Genomic DNA, 16,769 nt, shown 5'->3' on the forward strand with positions numbered 1-16,769 from the left:
AACATTGTTGTTTTCATTAACTTATATTTAACTTTACAGGTGTTCAATTTGGCAGATTTTAATTAGAGTTGGTCAGCAATTTGATACAATAACCATGTAAAAAAATAAATTTATGTCGGAAAAAATATTATGGATAGATGATGAAATCGACTTGCTGAAACCTCATATTGTGTTCCTTGAAAAAAAAGGATATCAGGTAACTCCTGTAAACAATGTGAATGAAGCACTGGAACTGATGGATTCTGAAAAATTCGCATTAACACTTATTGATGAAAATATGCCCGGAATTTCCGGTTTGGAAGCGATTCCTATGATTAAAGATAAAGATAATTCTTTAAAAATAGTAATGGTAACCAAAAGTGAAGAGGAACACATTATGGAGGAGGCGATCGGCTCACAGATCGCGGATTATATTTTGAAGCCGGTAAACCCAAATCAAATTTTGCTTTCTCTAAAGAAAAATCTTCAAGAGGAAAATCTTGTGGAGCAGAAGACAATTCTTCAGTATCAGCAGGAATTCAGAAATCTTTCAATGGAACTTTCTTACCTTAGAACTTACCAGGAATGGGCAGAGTATTACAAGAAAATCGTTAACTGGGAAATCAAATTTGATAAAGTAACGGATAATGAATTTGCAGATCTTTTACAATCACAGAAAGAAGAAGCTAATATTCAGTTTGCCAAGTTTATAGAAAACAATTACGAAGACTGGTTGCATGATTCGGACAAACCGATTATGAGCCATACTCTTTTCAAAGAAAAAGTGAAACCGGAAGTAGAAAAAGAAAAAGTTCTGCTTTTAATGGTTGATAATCTTCGCTACGATCAGTGGAAAGTAATTGAACCCTTATTTACGAAATACTATAATAAAATCTCTGAAGATTATTATTACAGCATTCTTCCGACGGCAACACAATATGCAAGAAATTCATTCTTTGCAGGTCTTATGCCGTCTGAAATTGAAAAACGTTTCCCAGATAAATGGTTTAACGATAATGAGGAAGGGAATAAAAATGAATACGAAAGAGATTTTCTTGAGGACCAGATGAAAAGAATCGGCCTTGGTTCCAAATCCATGAAATATCTAAAAGTATTAAATGCAGATTTTGAGCGTAAGATTTACGATGATTTTAATCAACACAAAAACAATGATCTTTTAGTAATCGTATATAATTTTATTGACATCCTTTCTCACGCAAAAACTGATAATCATATCGTAGATCAGCTGATTCGTGATGATAAAACATTCAGATCTCTGACTCTGAACTGGTTTGAAAACTCATCATTATTGAAGATTATTAAAGTCGCTGCTGAAAATGGGTTTAAATTGGTGATCACCACCGATCATGGTACCGTCTATGTAAAAAAACCGAGCAAAGTGGTAGGAGACAGAGAAACGTCTACCAACATCCGTTATAAAACAGGAAAAAGTCTGACGTATGACAGCAGTGATGTTTGGGCGATTACAAATCCTGAAAAGTTATTTTTGCCGAAAGGAAATTTAAGTTCTAAATATATTTTCGCAAAAAATAATATTTTCCTTGCTTATCCTAAAAACTACAATCATTTTGTGAATTATTATAAAGAAACCTATCAGCACGGCGGAATTTCACTGGAAGAGTGTATTATTCCTGTCAGCGTTCTTGAACCAAAATAATTCTCTAATACCGAATTGAGAGATCCAAAAAGAAGCGGGAAAAATCAAAGATTTTTCCCGCTTCTTTTTTATTAATATTTTTGAAACATGAAATTAATCACTTATAACGTAAACGGAATTCGGGCTGCTTTTACAAAAGATTTTCTTGGCTGGCTGACATCAGCTGATCCCGATATTATCTGCATTCAGGAAAGTAAGGCAGGAAACGACCAGATCGACATTGAAAGTCTTGAAAAACTTGGCTATTACAGTTACTGGCATTCTGCAGTAAGAAAAGGCTACAGCGGGGTCGGAATAGCCTCAAAAATAAAACCCAATCACGTTGAGTATGGCTGCGGCATTGAAAGCTACGACAATGAAGGAAGAATTATCCGTGCAGATTTTGACGGATTTTCCGCTATTTCGGTTTATGTACCTTCTGCCTCTAATATAGAAAGGCTGGAGTTCAAAATGCAGTTTTGTCGTGATTTTTTAGAATACATCAAGAATTTAAGAAAAGAAATTCCCAATCTTATTATTTCGGGAGATTTCAATATCTGTCATGAAGCAATCGACATCCATGATCCGGTTCGTTTAAAGAATGTTTCGGGCTTTTTGCCGATGGAAAGAGAGTGGATGACTGATTTTATCAATGAATGCGAACTGATCGACAGTTTCAGATATTTCAACAATGAACCCGATCACTATACCTGGTGGAGCTACAGGCAAAATTCAAGGGCAAAAAATAAAGGCTGGAGGCTTGATTACAATTTCACATCTTATACCTTAAAAGACAATCTTACCAGAGCGGTTATTTTAAAAGAGGCTGTACATTCAGACCATTGTCCGGCTCTTGTGGAAATCAACTTATAATTTCCTGCCTGAAAACAAAAAAGCCAACTCATTAAGTTGGCTTTTGTTAATTTAAATCATAAAATTAATCGACAATTTCATATTCCACCGGAATGGTACCGCGATCGGTATCTCCGATTTCATCGAACGCTGCTTTAGACATATCTAAAGCTCTTGACGAATGGTAAGGTCCTCTATCATTAATTTTCACAATCACCTCTTTACCATTATTCAGGTTGGTCACCTTTATGTTTGTTCCGAAAGGAAGCGTTCTGTTGGCTGCGGTAAACTTTGCATTATCAAAAATTTCTCCGCTGGCCGTTTTTCTACCGTTAAATTTATCGTGGTAGTACGATGCATAACTTGTTTTTTTCGCATCTATGGCATTCATTTTGAACGAATAAACACCAAGGGTTGAAATCATCATTATGATTACGAGAATGAATCTTTTCATCATTTTGAACTTTTATTGGTTTTGACTTGGCAAATGTATCAGGAATCTTTCAATGGTCCTATTTTATATGTTAACGTATGTTAATTAAATCTAAATATTTTGTTAATATTAAATTTAAATATTTGAAAATCAATACCTTAAACCATATTGTTAAAATATGTTAAAAAAAGTGTTAAAAAGTTAACAAATTTAACTTAATGACTGCTAAAAAGCCTACAATACATATATTAAATACCTAAAAATCAAAATATTACGCATTTGAACCTTCAGTAAAATATATGATAATTTAAATGATAACAGACACCTATATAAACGGTAAGCGTGCTCATATAATTATAAGAATTATTTGAGATATTCCATTATATAATCATAGTTGCCCGAAGGGTATATTACAGACAGATTTGGTGAACCTGTAACAGCATTATTTGGAGTTGATGTAATATTATAAGAATATAAGCTTCTATCATATATCATTCCTGATCCCGTTTTGTAAATAGTAATCGAATACAATGAGGTCATCCCTACAGGTGAGGGAATACTTACAGAAGAAGAAGTCCCATTTGCAGTGAACGATCCTTTGATGGCATAAATCTGTGAAGCCCCAACAAGTGTATTGGTTGGTGTTTCGCTGGTTCCCACTGATACTTTCAAATTTGGAGTTACGGCTACCCAGACACTATTTGATGCATCATAATAGTAAAAACCTTTTGCCTGAACGTTTATGGTTTTGCCCGTTCCCGTTCCACTTGTAACATCACTGATGAATACTAAAGCTCCATTTTGATTGGCTGCACCACTACCATTGGTATAAGCTGCATTTTTTGCTTCCAGCTGAGCTCTGGTCATGCGAGGAACCAATACCGCATCTGGTAAAGAATTATTTGTCGTGTTGGCCTGCACGTCAAATGTTGCAGCGGGAGTAACCGTATTGATCCCAACCCTTCCCTGCTGGGAGTATGCTAATGAGAAAGATCCCGCTAGCAAAATTGCTGTTAATAATTTTTTTTTCATACGTATTTAAGATTAATAAAATCACATTCATCTTCCGAAACCAACCTGTGCTAATTTCGGATAAAAAAAATACTTCTATTTTGTTTTAAACTGTTAATTTAAAATCTAATTTTAGGTCTAATAAATATTTGACAGCAAATGTAAAACATTATTTATTAAGTTAAAAAAAATAATTAACACATTGAATCATAACCACACATAAAATTGGTTTAGTCATCAATATGTTAATTATTTGATATTAAATTTATATCAACTCTCCATAAAGATCGAATTCTTCAGCAGAAGTAATTTTTACTTCTGCAAAATCTCCGATTGAAATATATGTATTTTCTGCAGATACCAATACCGTATTGTCGACATCAGGAGAATCATACTCTGTTCTTCCGACAAAATAATTTCCTTCTTTACGATCGAAGATACATCTGTAGACTTTTCCGATCTTCTCCTGATTCTTTTCCCATGAAATCTGGGACTGAATTTCCATAATCTCTTCTACCCTCGCTTCTTTTATCTCCTGCGGAATGTTATCTTCTAATACATAGGCGCCTGTATTTTCTTCGTGAGAATAAGTAAAACAGCCGAGTCTGTCGAATTTCTGTGTTCTTACCCAATCTTTAAGTTCCTGAAATACTTCCTCTGTCTCTCCCGGATAGCCAACGATAAGAGTTGTTCTAATCGCCATATCAGGAACCTTTTCTCTGAATTTTGCCAACAATGCATTGGTTTTTTCGTGAGTGGTTCCTCTTTTCATGGATTTTAACAAATCTGAATTGATGTGCTGAAGAGGAATATCAATATAGTTACAAACTTTCGGTTCTTCACGGATGATATCCAGAACATCTTCCGGGAAACCGCTTGGAAAGGCATAATGAAGACGAATCCATTCAATTCCGTCCACTTTTACAAGTTCTTTTAGCAAATCTCCAAGGGCGCGCTTCTTATAAATATCCAAACCATAATAGGTAAGATCCTGCGCAATAAGAATAAGTTCTTTAGTTCCTTTTTTAGCAAGCTTTTGTGCTTCGGAAACCAATTTTTCTATAGGGGTTGAAATGTGACCACCTCTCATCAGAGGAATTGCACAGAAAGAACACGGCCTGTCACAGCCTTCCGAAATTTTCAGGTAAGCATAATGCTTAGGCGTTGTGGTCAGTCTTTCACCCACCAATTCATGTTTATAATCCGCACCAAGATGCTTCAGCAAAACCGGAAGATCTCTTGTCCCGAAATACTGGTCAACATCAGGGATTTCTCTTATCAGATCCGGCTTATATCTTTCTGATAGACAACCCGTAACAAATACCTTCTCTACTTCTCCCCTGTTTTTAGCTTCAACATAATCCAAAATAGTATTGATAGATTCTTCCTTTGCATTGTCTATAAATCCGCAAGTATTGATCACTACAATATCTCCTCTGTCTTCATGAACAACTTCTTTGCCGTTGGCTTTCAGCTGACTCATCAAAACTTCGGAATCATAAACATTTTTGGAACATCCAAGTGTCACTACATTGATTTTCTTCTTACCTACGGATTTTGTGCGCATCTTTTTGATTTTGAGTTTGCAAAGATACAAAATATTGAAGAGATGATTAAAAAAATAAAACCACTCAATAAGTGGTCTTAGTATTTAATTCGGAAAGTTATTTTTCAATAAATCCGGCAAGCATTTTATCTTTTTCGGAAAGTTTAGCATCTTTTTCATCAATTTTCCAGTCAATATTCAAATCCGGATCATTGTACATGATTCCCCTTTCTGATTCTTTATAATAGAAATTATCACATTTATAAGAGAAAATTGCAGTTTCGCTTAATACTGAAAAACCGTGTCCAAAGCCTCTTGGAACATACAACTGAACTTTATTTTCTGCTGTAAGCTCTATCCCAAACCACTTACCGAAGGTTGGAGAATCTTCTCTCAAATCAACTGCAACATCCCAAACTTTACCTTCAAGACAAGATACCAATTTTGCCTGTGCGTGCTCTCCTTTCTGCAAATGTACCCCACGAATCACTCCGTATGAAGATTTGGAGATATTATCCTGCACAAAATGTCCATTCATTCCTGTAAGCTCCTCAAATTTTCTTTCATTGAATTTTTCAAAAAAATAACCTCTTTCATCTTCAATAATGGTAGGTTCAATTATATAACAATCCTTTAAAGGAGTTTCTTTTATTTTCATATTTATTTAATTACAGATTGCATTTTCTTTTTCAGGTTGAGTTTCAAACCTAAATATAGGCTTCCAACAGGGATAAATATAATTAAAATATTGATAACAGCAGGCAATTTTGAATAAATCAAAAAAATATTAATCAGCAGTTGAGTGATTGCATAAATACTGCTCACCACAAGATGTGGTACCTTCTTTTCATTGACAAGTAACTGATACAGGTGCCTTCTGTGTGCTTCAAAAATATTTTCTTTCAGAAGGAGTCTTTCAATAATTGTTAACACAACTTCCATCCCATAAACAGAGAATAGCAAAATATACTTATAATCCTGGGTCTTCATGATGAGAAGAGTAATGAGGGCTATTATCCAAAAGCCTATTCCCATACTTCCGACGTCTCCGGCAAAACATCTTGCTTTTTTCCTAAAATTAAAAAATAAAAAAACCAAAGAAGCCAAAATTGCATAAATGATAAAATTCTCCTGAGTAAAAGAAATAATATCATGATTAATATAAAGCAACGTAAGCAATGTAACCAAAGTATAAGCTGCTGTCATGCCATTTATTCCGTCCATAAAGTTATAGGCATTCAGTGTTCCTATAATCATTATGAAGAAAATAGGCCATGTCCATAAGGGAAGTAAATTAAAGGTCTTTGTGAAATACAACAAAAGTACAACTGAGATAAAATGGACGGAAATTCTTACTTTGCCTGACAAAGTTTTAACATCGTCAATAAAACTTACAAGACATATAGCAACCAGCCCAAGCCCGAAAGACCAGTACATCTCGGTTGCTTCTTTAAAATTCAGCAGACAAAAAATGACAAAGGCTATCGGAAAGATAATTCCTCCGCCTCTGAGCGTGATTTGTGAGTGAGCACTTCGATGATTGGGCTTATCGATAATATTATATTTATCGGCAATTTTAAAATAGATTAAAATTAATGCAAAAAGCAATATGGTAATTAGTAAGAACTCCATAGTTAAATTTGAAATTTTTTCATGACATTTGTGGGAGAGAATCTTAGCTCTTTTTTTATTTTATTATTTGAGAACGTAAGATTTTGTGTTATTTTGTTTAATTTTTGAGAATTAATAGGCGCATTATTTCCTAATATATCTCCAGCAACAGCCATTAATTTTGCCAAAATAAATGGAATGTTTCTAGGTGATTTTTTTTTGAGAACAGAGGAAATTCTTTCTGCAATTTCTTTAAAACTATAAGTATAATCATCACACACATTATATATACCTCCGGAATGTGAAAGAGACAACACTGTGAGATCAGCAAAATCTTCTACCCAAAGTAAACTTTTCTCAGCTTTCCCACCGGCAATATTAAAATATCTTCCAGTTTTTATAGCTTTTACCATATCTCCTAAATTTCCAGGCGGATTTGGGCCGGCAATTAACGGAGCCCTAAATATAAATAGCCGGATATTATTTTTCTCACACCATTCTTTAAGAAAATTTTCAGCCATTATTTTACTTTTGGCATAGGGACTAACACCTGCTAATGGGAACTCTTCAGTTATATTCTCACCGGAATCATTACCGTAAACCGCTACAGTGCTAACAAATATAAAGACTTGGGGCAGATTATTTTCTAATGCTTTGCAAAGATTTTTAGTTCCTGAAAAATTCACATCATAAAATCTTTTTTCTTCATCAAGATTTTTCGGAATACAGTGTGCCTTACCAGCAGCATGGAAAACAACATCAAACTTTTCTTCCAGCGATGAAATGTCTTTAGAAATATCAAATATATAATCTGTATTCCGGGTACCAACAGTTTTTATCTGAAAAGATTTTTTCTTCAGTATCGGAATCACATTTCTGCCTAAAAACCCGTTAGCTCCTGTAAATAATATTTTCACTGGATAATATAATAAAATTTATTTAAAATAATTTCTTCAGAAAAACTTTCTTCTGCTGTTTTTCTTGCATTCTTTTTTTTCAACTCTAAATCTTCAACGCCCTTTTCATCAAAAGAATTAAAAAAACTGATGAGCACGTCTTTTTGATCAGATCTAAAAGAATATCCCACATTCTTTTCTGTTATCAGAAGATCTATTTCACTGTTTTCTTCCCCAATATATAAAATTGGTTTTCCGGATGCAAGAATATTATACGCTTTTGAAGGTACTCCCAGTCCGAACATTCCTTTTGAAAGGCTTACAAATGCAATATCTGCCTTATTTAGAACAGACAGCTGATCTTCTCTTGAATATTCACCATCAAAATAAACATTCTTCATGTGGTTAGCTTTCACATATTCCATCATTGATTTTTTAACAGCTCCTTCTCCTACAAAATAAAATACAAGTTTATCATTATCTACTTCCTTTACTATCTCCAAAAGTTCAAGAAGCCCTTGCACTCTGCCTATATTTCCTGCATATTGAAATATGATCTTGTTATATAACGGAGATGTATTGTCAAAAATTTTCTCCTTTGGAATAGGATAAATTTCATTAATATCTCCCCAGTTTTCAACAATATGTATTTTAGAAGTGTCAGTATATTTTCTAATTTTATCTTGAACTATTTTTTCCATATCTCTTCCCAAAACAATGAGCTTGTCAGCCTTAGAATATGCTTTATCAAAAATTCTTTTAATAAATTTATAGGTAAGTGATTTTGGTTGTAGGATGCCGGCAGGAACTGTATTTTCAGGGAATACATCATGTACGAGAATAATAAGCTGAATATCTTTTATTATTTTAAGCACTGAAATTAATAAAACAAGTGGTGCCGGATTAGTGACAATAAAAACTTTTTCTCCTTTTTTCACATTCTTCAGCAGATAAAAAAACATAGAAAAACTAAGAAAGACAAATCTTAAAGTTCTAAAAAATAAACTATTTTTATCTTTGGATAACCCTTTAATTTTATGCACGGATATGTCAGAATTCAAGGTAAAATAATTTGTATTCTTTGGATCTTTGTCATAAACAGGTTGTCCGCAAACTACCTTTACAGAATATTTTTCAGAAAGCCGATTGGCTATCTTTGTAAGAATAAAAGAAGTTGAAGTTTGCTCAGGATAAAATAGTTCTGTTGCAATCCAAAGATTATCCATTATTTACTCCAAACTACTCTGTTAATATAATCTGTATAACTCAGGATGATCCTTACCATTTTCTCAGAAACATTAGGCATGGAATAATCCGAAACCTGTCTGTAATTTCTTTCATTGCCTGTTTTCTGCTGCTGAAGCTGAGTAAGTCCCTGCATTATTCTTTCCGGTGACAATCCTACCATCATTACAGATGCTTCTTCCATAGCCTCCGGCCTTTCGTGAGCATCTCTTATGTTTAAAGCTCTGAAATTCAGTATTGAAGATTCTTCAGAAATAGTTCCTGAATCTGATAAAACGGCATAGCTCCTCATCTGCAAAGCATTATAATCATGAAAACCTAACGGTTTTAGAAACTGAATTTCAGGTCTTACATTCACTTTCATTTGATCGATCTTATTTCTGGTTCTGGGGTGAGTAGAAACAATAATCGGAAAACCAAATTTTTCTGCAATAGCATTAAGGCTTTCAATCAATCCATTAAAATTTTTCTCAGAATTGATGTTTTCTTCTCTGTGGGAAGACACCACAAAATATTTTCCTTCTTTCAGGTTCAAACGGCTTAAAACATCAGAATTTTCAATTTGCGGAAGATAATGATTTAAAACTTCAAACATCGGAGAACCTGTTTTAATGATTCTGTCTGCAGGAAGGCCTTCTCTTAACAAATATTCTCTTGCAATATCAGAGTATGTAAGATTAATATCTGCTGTATGATCCACTATTTTCCTGTTGGTTTCCTCGGGAACCCTTTGATCGAAACATCTGTTTCCGGCTTCCATGTGAAAAATGGGAATTTGTCTTTTTTTAGCGGGAATAGCACAAAGACAAGAGTTTGTATCTCCCAACACCAAAAATGCATCGGGTTTTAAATCTTCCAAAAGCGGATCAATTTTGATTAAAATATTTCCAACGGTTTCAGTTGCTGTTTTTCCAGCTGCTTCGAGGAAATAATCGGGCTTACGAAGCTTCAGATCTTCAAAGAAAATCTGATTAAGCTCATAATCATAATTTTGCCCTGTATGAACAATAATATGCTCAACAGCTTCAGAAGCATCCAAAGCTGATAATACTCTTGATAGTCTGATAATTTCGGGCCTTGTGCCCACCACGGTCATTATTTTTAATTTCTTCATTTGTAGATTCTCATTTTTTGCAGCTCCAAAAATACCAATTTAAGTTGATAAATTACATATTTTCCTTATATAGTGATATAATAAAAAATTTAAAACTCATTTTTTTAAACAAAATATAAGTCATCGAGTTCATTCTGTCATAAAATTAACTAATATAACAGAATAATTAGTAAAATTTTAGAGAATGTTTATCAATGACATCAATTTTTATCTGTATTAAACTTCCAAAAAGTACGTATCAGCATCTTTCGGATCGAAAGGCTCATTAATCCAGAAAATGGTATATAATTCTTCTTCTCCTATATTTTTAATGTTATGAGTGTACCAGATCGGCATATCAACGTAAGCAGGCTCACTTCCATCGAGATAAAAATCTAAAACTTCATCTGTATCAATCTTTCTCAGCTGTATAAGTGCTTTACCTTTTATCACTGCAAATCTTTCTATTTTTCTCGTATGAAAGTGATTTCCTCTTGTAATCCCTTGAACAGTAGTCGAAAATGAGCATTGTCCGCCAATACCCAGCCTGACCACTTCTACAAAAGCTCCTCTGGGATCTGTATGTTGTGTGAATTTTACGGGGTAGTGATTTTTAATATCAAAATAACACCGGAATGTGTTGAAAAGATTTAAATCAAAATTACTTTCCAAAACAGGAATTTCACCGTTATCGAAATATAAATTCTTATACGTTTCTAATTTCTGAAGAACTTCCGAAACCTTATTCAATGAAGTATTTGGCACTTCATATAATTTGTTTGATTCTCCAATTTCAACTTGATCAATGATTTCTCGAATAAGTTCTCCTATATAAATCAGTTTAACGTCGCTATCTTTATCAATAACCGGTTGCTCGCCATGAGTTAATTTATGGCAAAAAGTAGCAATAAAAGAATTATAATTGGGTTTTCCGAAAGGCCCAAAAACGTTAGGAATTATCATTCCGGTAAATTTTCCGTTATTCTTGGCGGCCCATTCTGACAGCAATTCTCTTCCTTCTTTTTTGGATTTTCCGTATAAATTATCATTTTCTTCCTGCGAAGAAGAGGAAAAAAGAACATGAGCCTTGGAATTTGTTTTTTCCAGAGAAGCTATCAGCTTTTTAACCAGACCGATATTGTTTTCATAAATAATTTCAGGATCCTGATGACGGTTCATTGCAGCGAGATGGATAATCACATCACATTTTCCTACGAATTCATCAAGCTTGTCCGCGTTATCAAAAAAATCTCTTTCGAAATTTATTCTTTCAAATTGATCAGGATGTAAGCCTAAAGTATTATATAAATGTGAGCCGACAAAACCATTTTGCCCTGTAATTCCAATTTTTTTCATTCTTTTAAATTTTCAAATCATCTGAATTAGCACCGAAATTTATGTAAAGTAATTATTCAGGATACTGCAGTATGTCTTCACCCAATACTTCTTTTCTGATCAAAGGAAGCTTCATTAAAAGTTTTTTCATTCCTTCCACATCGTGTTGCTGAGTGTTATGAGAGTGATAATCTTCTATTTTTGAAATATCTTCTGTACCTTCAGAAAAGTATTGTGCGTAGTTGAGGTCTCTGTTATCCGCCGGAATTCTGTAGAAATCTCCCATATCTTCCGCTTTGATCATCTCTTCGCGGGTACACAATGTTTCGTACAGTTTTTCTCCGTGTCTGGTTCCGATAACCTTTATCGGATTATCTGCTTTAAACATTTCCTTTAATGCCTGAGCCAGGTCTCCAATTGTCCCTGCAGGAGCTTTATTAACAAACAAATCTCCGGGATTACCATGCTCAAATGCAAATAAAACCAAATCTACAGCCTCTTCCAATGACATTAAAAATCTTGTCATATTCGGATCTGTGATAGTAAGAGATTCTCCGTTTTTGATTTGTTTTACAAATAATGGAATCACAGAACCTCTGGAAGCCATTACATTACCGTATCTCGTAAGACAGACCACAGTATTTTCAAGATTTCTTGACGCCGCCACCGCCACTTTTTCCATCATCGCTTTAGAAATCCCCATTGCATTGATGGGATATGCTGCTTTATCAGTGCTTAAGCAAATAACTTTCTTCACATCGTTTGAAGCTGCTGCATCAATGACATTTTGAGTTCCTTCAACATTCGTTTTCACGGCCTGCATAGGGAAAAACTCGCAGGAAGGGACCTGTTTCAGAGCGGCGGCATGAAAAACATAGTCTACCCCTCTCATCGCAGATTCTACACTTCTGTAATCTCTCACATCACCAATATAGAATTTCAGCTTATCATTTTTAAACTGATTTCTCATATCATCCTGTTTCTTTTCGTCCCGTGAGAAAATCCGGATTTCTTTGAAATGGTCTGTATGAATAAATTTCCTTAAAACAGCTGTTCCAAATGAGCCTGTTCCGCCGGTAATAAGGAGGGTTTTATTTTTGATCTGCATTTTGTTTTATTTTTTTCATTAAATAAGTAAAGGTTCTCTCCGAACAGTCTTTCCAAGTATATTCCAATGCTTTATTAAATGTTTTTTCAGCGTTTAATTTTCTTTTATGTGGATTTAGCAAATACTGTTTAAGACAATTATAAATACTATCAACATCAGTAGATTTAAAATAAAATGCTGATTGATCTAATATTTCAGGCATTGGTTGTTTGTCTGAACTTGCAACAGGTAAACCGGCTGTCATAGCTTCGATTAGGATAATCGGCATATTTTCGCATGTTGAAGCAAATATGAACCCGTCAGCCTCTTTATAAATGGTATCAAGTTCTTCATAGGGAACTAAACCTTTATATCTGATAATTTTATCTTTATCTTTAATAAGTACAGTATTCAGCTTATGAAGAGCTTCATCAGTATATCCTCCTACTAAATCTAACGTTATATAAAATCCTTCCTCACGTAATTTTAGAACTGCCTCTGCTACATTCCACTGATGTTTATATTCTGTAACAATTGACACATACAAAAATCTGAAAGGGATATTTTCATTGTAAAAATGTATATCTTTCTGGATTTTTGGCTGACTGGAAAAAGTGCTTTTGATTCCATGAGGAATGACTATAGCTTTTTTTGAATCTAATTTTATTGATTTATTAATATAATTTTTAGCATAGTCGGTAAGAAAAATAACTCCTTTTGATTTTTTGAATGTGTACGACTGAGTTATTTTTAATAATTTAAACTTTAATTTGCTGGTCCATTTAGGAAATCGCTCAAGTTCTTCTTTTTCAAATGGAAGCATATTCTGGCTCATGGATACAATTTCCTTAAAACTTCCCAGAAAAGTTCCTCCCGGCACAAATAAGAGATCGCATTTTTTTCTCCTTATATCTGTTGATATAAAAAAAATCTGATATAAAAAAGATATAATGAATGATTGATTAAGCCATTTGTTGTTAACTTTTAGCAACCAAGGAAAATCGGGTAATTTATGAAGTGTTTTTCTACTACTCCAGATAACAACTTTTTTAAAGCCGTATTTCTCAGGATTTCCGTTAAGAAGAATTTCTTTCAAATGCGTTAAACCACCTCCTTCTCTAATATTTGAAGCATCAATTCCAAGTATCATATAAAGATCTTATAGAGTTAGTTTTTATTGTTTTTTTGTTATTGAAATTTAAGCTTCTGGAAAGCTATGTGGATACACATCATTCTCTTGTATAAAGACTTTATTATAATAAATTTTAAGTTCCAACATTTTATTCCAAATATATTGATTCCATAATGAACAAAAAAATAATACTGCTTATAATTATATTATTATATTTCTTAATTTATAATTAGTGACATATAATTACATGAAAGAGCACAACTAAATTATATTCAGAACATTAAATTCCATTCAATACAAATTTTATAATTGATTTATTATCTACAGTATTGAATAAATTGTATGAGTTTTCCGAATAAGAATAAAAATTCTCATCAATTGATAAAAGAATCTGTTTTATTTCTAAAGTGTTCAGATCCTGATGATAAACTTTACCACAATTGAATTTTTGAAAAGGCAAAGATAAGCCCGGAATATTATTTCCAATCATTGGCACGCCATATCCTGAATATTCAAAAATTTTATTGGGTGCACAAAATATTTGATTTAGTGACACAGGATCATACATCAGAATTCCAATTCTTGCCATAGATGTTACAAACAAATGCTGCGGTGAAGGGATAAATGGAATATATATAAGACGCGCACAGATTTTTTTGTAATGATGCAGCATTCCGAAATCTTTACCCATTATAACCGGGGTAAAATCAATTAAATCGTTAACTGCTTCAAGCAGAGGAGACAGGTTCCTATCATGAGATATTCCTCCCTGATAAAGTATAATCTTTCCTGCTTGTTTCAGAGAATTATAAAGTTCGGGATAATGCTGTTGTAAAAATTCTTCCGATTTGTTTTTTTCTGGCAATTCATAGGGTTTGTTTGGAAGTACCACAGGATATTTTCCGGGTTTAAACCATATATTAAAAATCGCAGCCCTGTTCTCTTCACAAACAATAAGCCTTTGAGAGTTTACTATATATTTTTTTAAAACATACTTATAAAACGATGAGTGATCATACATCTCAAGAATATGCATTGTATAGTTTATTTTACTAAAAATTTTACTAAAAAGCAATGGTGCGAGACTGTCGGCATTTACAAACCAGATAATACTATCCTTGTTTTCAGGTAAAGACAATTCTTTCAGAACCGCTTTTCTGTATTTAAACCACGTTTTCAGTTTTTCCGTAAATGATCTTCTCTTCAGCCCCACAAAAGAAGCTAATCCTAAATCATTATATTCAATACCTCTATTTTTGAATTCTTCTTTCCAATAATCATTAACGCCTAATGTAATCAGCTTTACCGAAAAACCCAAGTCGTTCATGTGCTGAATCACCATTTGTGTAGGCGGTTCATGATCAATTGTATTTTTATGTATTACAAGAATTTTTTTCATATATAATTTTATTGTTATTCCTGTTAATTTTTAACAAACTTGCTTTACTTTATCAGGCCATTATCTTATTTTATATTTGTATTCTACGAATGGCTGAATTATAACTAATAAAATAATAAAAAAAAGTATAGGATAAAAGCCTTGTGTAATCCCGGAAAGTATATCCCCTCTCACAGTAAGGAGAGAGGCAAGGAAACATAATAAGGCTATTAAAAGGGATACATAATTATCAGACAATAGAAAAGTATAAACGACTTTTGTAAGCAGCCCTGCGTATAATCCCATTAGAAAAGAATATAAAATCAAGCCTAAAATTCCTTCATTTGCCCACCCTTCTCCTGCAATACCTGCAGCATTAGACCATTTATATTCCGCAAGATGCTCATAATCAAAATCCTGCCCACCCAGCTTCACCTCTGTCATGGCAACCCCAAAACCAACAGGTTTGGATTTCCATAAACTTCTTGGGACAGGATTGAATATTATGGCTTTCAATGTATAGTCAAGCGGCAAAAAATCAACTTTTGTTCCAAAGGTTTCTATACAGGTATTATGGTCCGTTAATAAGAGATCTCCTTCTATAGAGCTGTATTCTTTTTGGGATTGTGAAAAATCCATTTCGGAAATTGTTTTTTGAAGCATCTCAAGATTATCTGTCTCTTTATTACGAATAGATGACAAAGCTAAAAATGACAAAAGAACGATAATGGCAGGTAAAATAAGTTTAATGTTAAAAAGAAGAGTTTTAATATTAAATTTATTTTCTTTGATTTTAACGATTATATTCGCTAAAACAATAATAATCAGCAAAGATACAATAGCTCCTCTTGTGCCACGAGGGAAAGCTGCCAAAGCTAAGGCAAAAAAGCTTAAGTTAAGATATAGTGAAGTCGTTTTAAACCTTGCACTATTATAACTTAGAACGAATATAATAAGCGAAGAGAGAGAATATAATGAGAAAAGAAGAATGGTAAGAAATGTTGGCACATCTTCTTTTTCAGGAATTCTGTAGTAAAATCTTGTCACCGCTTTATCAAAAGATCCGTAAAGCCAAGTATTAAAAGAAAAATCTAAAATCACATACGATAAAACAACTAAAAAAAGATATAGCTGTTGTCTCGTTTCCAGAGGCTTTATAGAAAACTTATGGAAGGCTGCATTTTTATTATTAATAAAGTTGACAACTCCTTTGTGCCTCATTCTGCTGCTCAGAAAGGCAGTAGAAATGAAAATCAGAAACGATAGCAATAATAAAAGTTCAGATTTTTCGCTGAGTTCCACTTCTTTTTTGATTCCGAAAAAAAACAGGAATATTATAATTATATATACAAGAGGATCAATAATTGATCTATATCCTTTGTTGATAACAAGTGCCAAAAGAAATAATATTGCTATAAAACCTGCAAACGTCATTACTAATTTTTTAATTTTTTACTATATTTCTCACTGGAGATACCATCTTTATTGCTTCCGGAAAAGACCCAAATACTGTA

The 16,769-nt window shown here is 33.3% G+C and carries 15 protein-coding genes; 2 read left to right on the forward strand and 13 right to left on the reverse strand.

Going from position 1 to position 16,769, the window contains the following annotated elements; genetic code table 11:
• Positions 1–112 precede the first annotated feature (112 nt).
• Positions 113–1,657, forward strand: coding sequence for a T9SS response regulator signal transducer PorX (porX, locus tag ACWNCI_RS10710; protein ID WP_042721069.1), 1,545 nt, complete (start codon positions 113–115; stop codon positions 1,655–1,657).
• A gap of 87 nt (positions 1,658–1,744) precedes the next feature.
• Entirely contained in the window at positions 1,745–2,509 is a 765-nt protein-coding gene (locus ACWNCI_RS10715) for an exodeoxyribonuclease III (RefSeq protein WP_449388296.1), read from the forward strand.
• 64 nt (positions 2,510–2,573) lie between these two features.
• Here the strand turns inward: ACWNCI_RS10715 and ACWNCI_RS10720 are convergent, their stop codons facing one another.
• The 13 genes from ACWNCI_RS10720 to ACWNCI_RS10780 all read right to left on the reverse strand — a co-directional run bounded on the left by ACWNCI_RS10720 (position 2,574) and on the right by ACWNCI_RS10780 (position 16,689).
• Positions 2,574–2,945, reverse strand: coding sequence for a septal ring lytic transglycosylase RlpA family protein (locus ACWNCI_RS10720; RefSeq protein ID WP_089997993.1), 372 nt, complete (start codon positions 2,943–2,945; stop codon positions 2,574–2,576).
• A gap of 339 nt (positions 2,946–3,284) precedes the next feature.
• Positions 3,285–3,953 carry a hypothetical protein gene (locus tag ACWNCI_RS10725; protein ID WP_449388297.1) on the reverse strand — a complete coding sequence of 223 codons (669 nt, stop codon included), beginning with the start codon at positions 3,951–3,953 and terminating at the stop codon, positions 3,285–3,287.
• A gap of 244 nt (positions 3,954–4,197) precedes the next feature.
• Positions 4,198–5,499 (reverse strand): 30S ribosomal protein S12 methylthiotransferase RimO, encoded by a 1,302-nt coding sequence (gene rimO / locus ACWNCI_RS10730; RefSeq protein WP_449388298.1) that lies wholly within the window; start codon positions 5,497–5,499, stop codon positions 4,198–4,200.
• A gap of 97 nt (positions 5,500–5,596) precedes the next feature.
• Positions 5,597–6,136, reverse strand: a complete 540-nt coding sequence (rfbC, locus tag ACWNCI_RS10735) for a dTDP-4-dehydrorhamnose 3,5-epimerase (RefSeq protein WP_346984326.1) — start codon at positions 6,134–6,136, stop codon at positions 5,597–5,599.
• A 2-nt stretch (positions 6,137–6,138) separates the two neighbouring features.
• On the reverse strand, positions 6,139–7,110 hold the full coding sequence (locus ACWNCI_RS10740) for an MraY family glycosyltransferase (RefSeq protein ID WP_449388299.1): 972 nt from the start codon (positions 7,108–7,110) through the stop codon (positions 6,139–6,141).
• 2 nt (positions 7,111–7,112) lie between these two features.
• Positions 7,113–8,006: an NAD-dependent epimerase/dehydratase family protein gene (locus ACWNCI_RS10745; protein ID WP_449388300.1), complete on the reverse strand. Its 894-nt coding sequence runs from the start codon at positions 8,004–8,006 to the stop codon at positions 7,113–7,115.
• Positions 8,003–9,211 carry a glycosyltransferase family 4 protein gene (locus tag ACWNCI_RS10750; RefSeq protein WP_449388301.1) on the reverse strand — a complete coding sequence of 403 codons (1,209 nt, stop codon included), beginning with the start codon at positions 9,209–9,211 and terminating at the stop codon, positions 8,003–8,005. The genes ACWNCI_RS10745 and ACWNCI_RS10750 overlap by 4 nt, the downstream gene beginning before the upstream one ends.
• The gene (wecB, locus tag ACWNCI_RS10755) at positions 9,211–10,344 is read right to left on the reverse strand and encodes a non-hydrolyzing UDP-N-acetylglucosamine 2-epimerase (RefSeq protein ID WP_449388302.1); all 1,134 of its coding nucleotides are present in this window, start codon (positions 10,342–10,344) and stop codon (positions 9,211–9,213) included. Before wecB ends, ACWNCI_RS10750 begins: the two co-directional genes overlap by 1 nt.
• 216 nt (positions 10,345–10,560) lie before the next feature.
• Positions 10,561–11,679: a polysaccharide biosynthesis C-terminal domain-containing protein gene (locus ACWNCI_RS10760; protein WP_449388303.1), complete on the reverse strand. Its 1,119-nt coding sequence runs from the start codon at positions 11,677–11,679 to the stop codon at positions 10,561–10,563.
• Between the two features lie 52 nt (positions 11,680–11,731).
• Positions 11,732–12,766 (reverse strand): polysaccharide biosynthesis protein, encoded by a 1,035-nt coding sequence (locus ACWNCI_RS10765; RefSeq protein ID WP_449388304.1) that lies wholly within the window; start codon positions 12,764–12,766, stop codon positions 11,732–11,734.
• The gene (locus tag ACWNCI_RS10770) at positions 12,750–13,895 is read right to left on the reverse strand and encodes a glycosyltransferase family 4 protein (protein ID WP_449388305.1); all 1,146 of its coding nucleotides are present in this window, start codon (positions 13,893–13,895) and stop codon (positions 12,750–12,752) included. Before ACWNCI_RS10770 ends, ACWNCI_RS10765 begins: the two co-directional genes overlap by 17 nt.
• A gap of 262 nt (positions 13,896–14,157) precedes the next feature.
• The gene (locus ACWNCI_RS10775; protein ID WP_449388306.1) at positions 14,158–15,276 is read right to left on the reverse strand and encodes a hypothetical protein; all 1,119 of its coding nucleotides are present in this window, start codon (positions 15,274–15,276) and stop codon (positions 14,158–14,160) included.
• Between the two features lie 60 nt (positions 15,277–15,336).
• Positions 15,337–16,689 carry a hypothetical protein gene (locus ACWNCI_RS10780; RefSeq protein ID WP_449388307.1) on the reverse strand — a complete coding sequence of 451 codons (1,353 nt, stop codon included), beginning with the start codon at positions 16,687–16,689 and terminating at the stop codon, positions 15,337–15,339.
• Positions 16,690–16,769: the final 80 nt, after the last annotated feature.

The organism is Chryseobacterium lineare, from assembly GCF_977014045.1.

Excerpts from the sequence above, each read along its gene's own strand:
- ACWNCI_RS10720 (WP_089997993.1), bottom strand. The coding sequence starts at position 2,945 with ATGATGAAAAGATTCATTCTCGTAATCATAATGATGATTTCAACCCTT.
- ACWNCI_RS10780 (WP_449388307.1), bottom strand. The coding sequence starts at position 16,689 with ATGACGTTTGCAGGTTTTATAGCAATATTATTTCTTTTGGCACTTGTT.
- rimO (WP_449388298.1), bottom strand. The coding sequence starts at position 5,499 with ATGCGCACAAAATCCGTAGGTAAGAAGAAAATCAATGTAGTGACACTT.
- ACWNCI_RS10715 (WP_449388296.1), top strand. The coding sequence starts at position 1,745 with ATGAAATTAATCACTTATAACGTAAACGGAATTCGGGCTGCTTTTACA.
- rfbC (WP_346984326.1), bottom strand. The coding sequence starts at position 6,136 with ATGAAAATAAAAGAAACTCCTTTAAAGGATTGTTATATAATTGAACCT.
- porX (WP_042721069.1), top strand. The coding sequence starts at position 113 with ATGTCGGAAAAAATATTATGGATAGATGATGAAATCGACTTGCTGAAA.
- ACWNCI_RS10770 (WP_449388305.1), bottom strand. The coding sequence starts at position 13,895 with ATGATACTTGGAATTGATGCTTCAAATATTAGAGAAGGAGGTGGTTTA.
- ACWNCI_RS10725 (WP_449388297.1), bottom strand. The coding sequence starts at position 3,953 with ATGAAAAAAAAATTATTAACAGCAATTTTGCTAGCGGGATCTTTCTCA.
- ACWNCI_RS10750 (WP_449388301.1), bottom strand. The coding sequence starts at position 9,211 with ATGGATAATCTTTGGATTGCAACAGAACTATTTTATCCTGAGCAAACT.
- ACWNCI_RS10760 (WP_449388303.1), bottom strand. The coding sequence starts at position 11,679 with ATGAAAAAAATTGGAATTACAGGGCAAAATGGTTTTGTCGGCTCACAT.
- ACWNCI_RS10740 (WP_449388299.1), bottom strand. The coding sequence starts at position 7,110 with ATGGAGTTCTTACTAATTACCATATTGCTTTTTGCATTAATTTTAATC.
- wecB (WP_449388302.1), bottom strand. The coding sequence starts at position 10,344 with ATGAAGAAATTAAAAATAATGACCGTGGTGGGCACAAGGCCCGAAATT.
- ACWNCI_RS10775 (WP_449388306.1), bottom strand. The coding sequence starts at position 15,276 with ATGAAAAAAATTCTTGTAATACATAAAAATACAATTGATCATGAACCG.
- ACWNCI_RS10765 (WP_449388304.1), bottom strand. The coding sequence starts at position 12,766 with ATGCAGATCAAAAATAAAACCCTCCTTATTACCGGCGGAACAGGCTCA.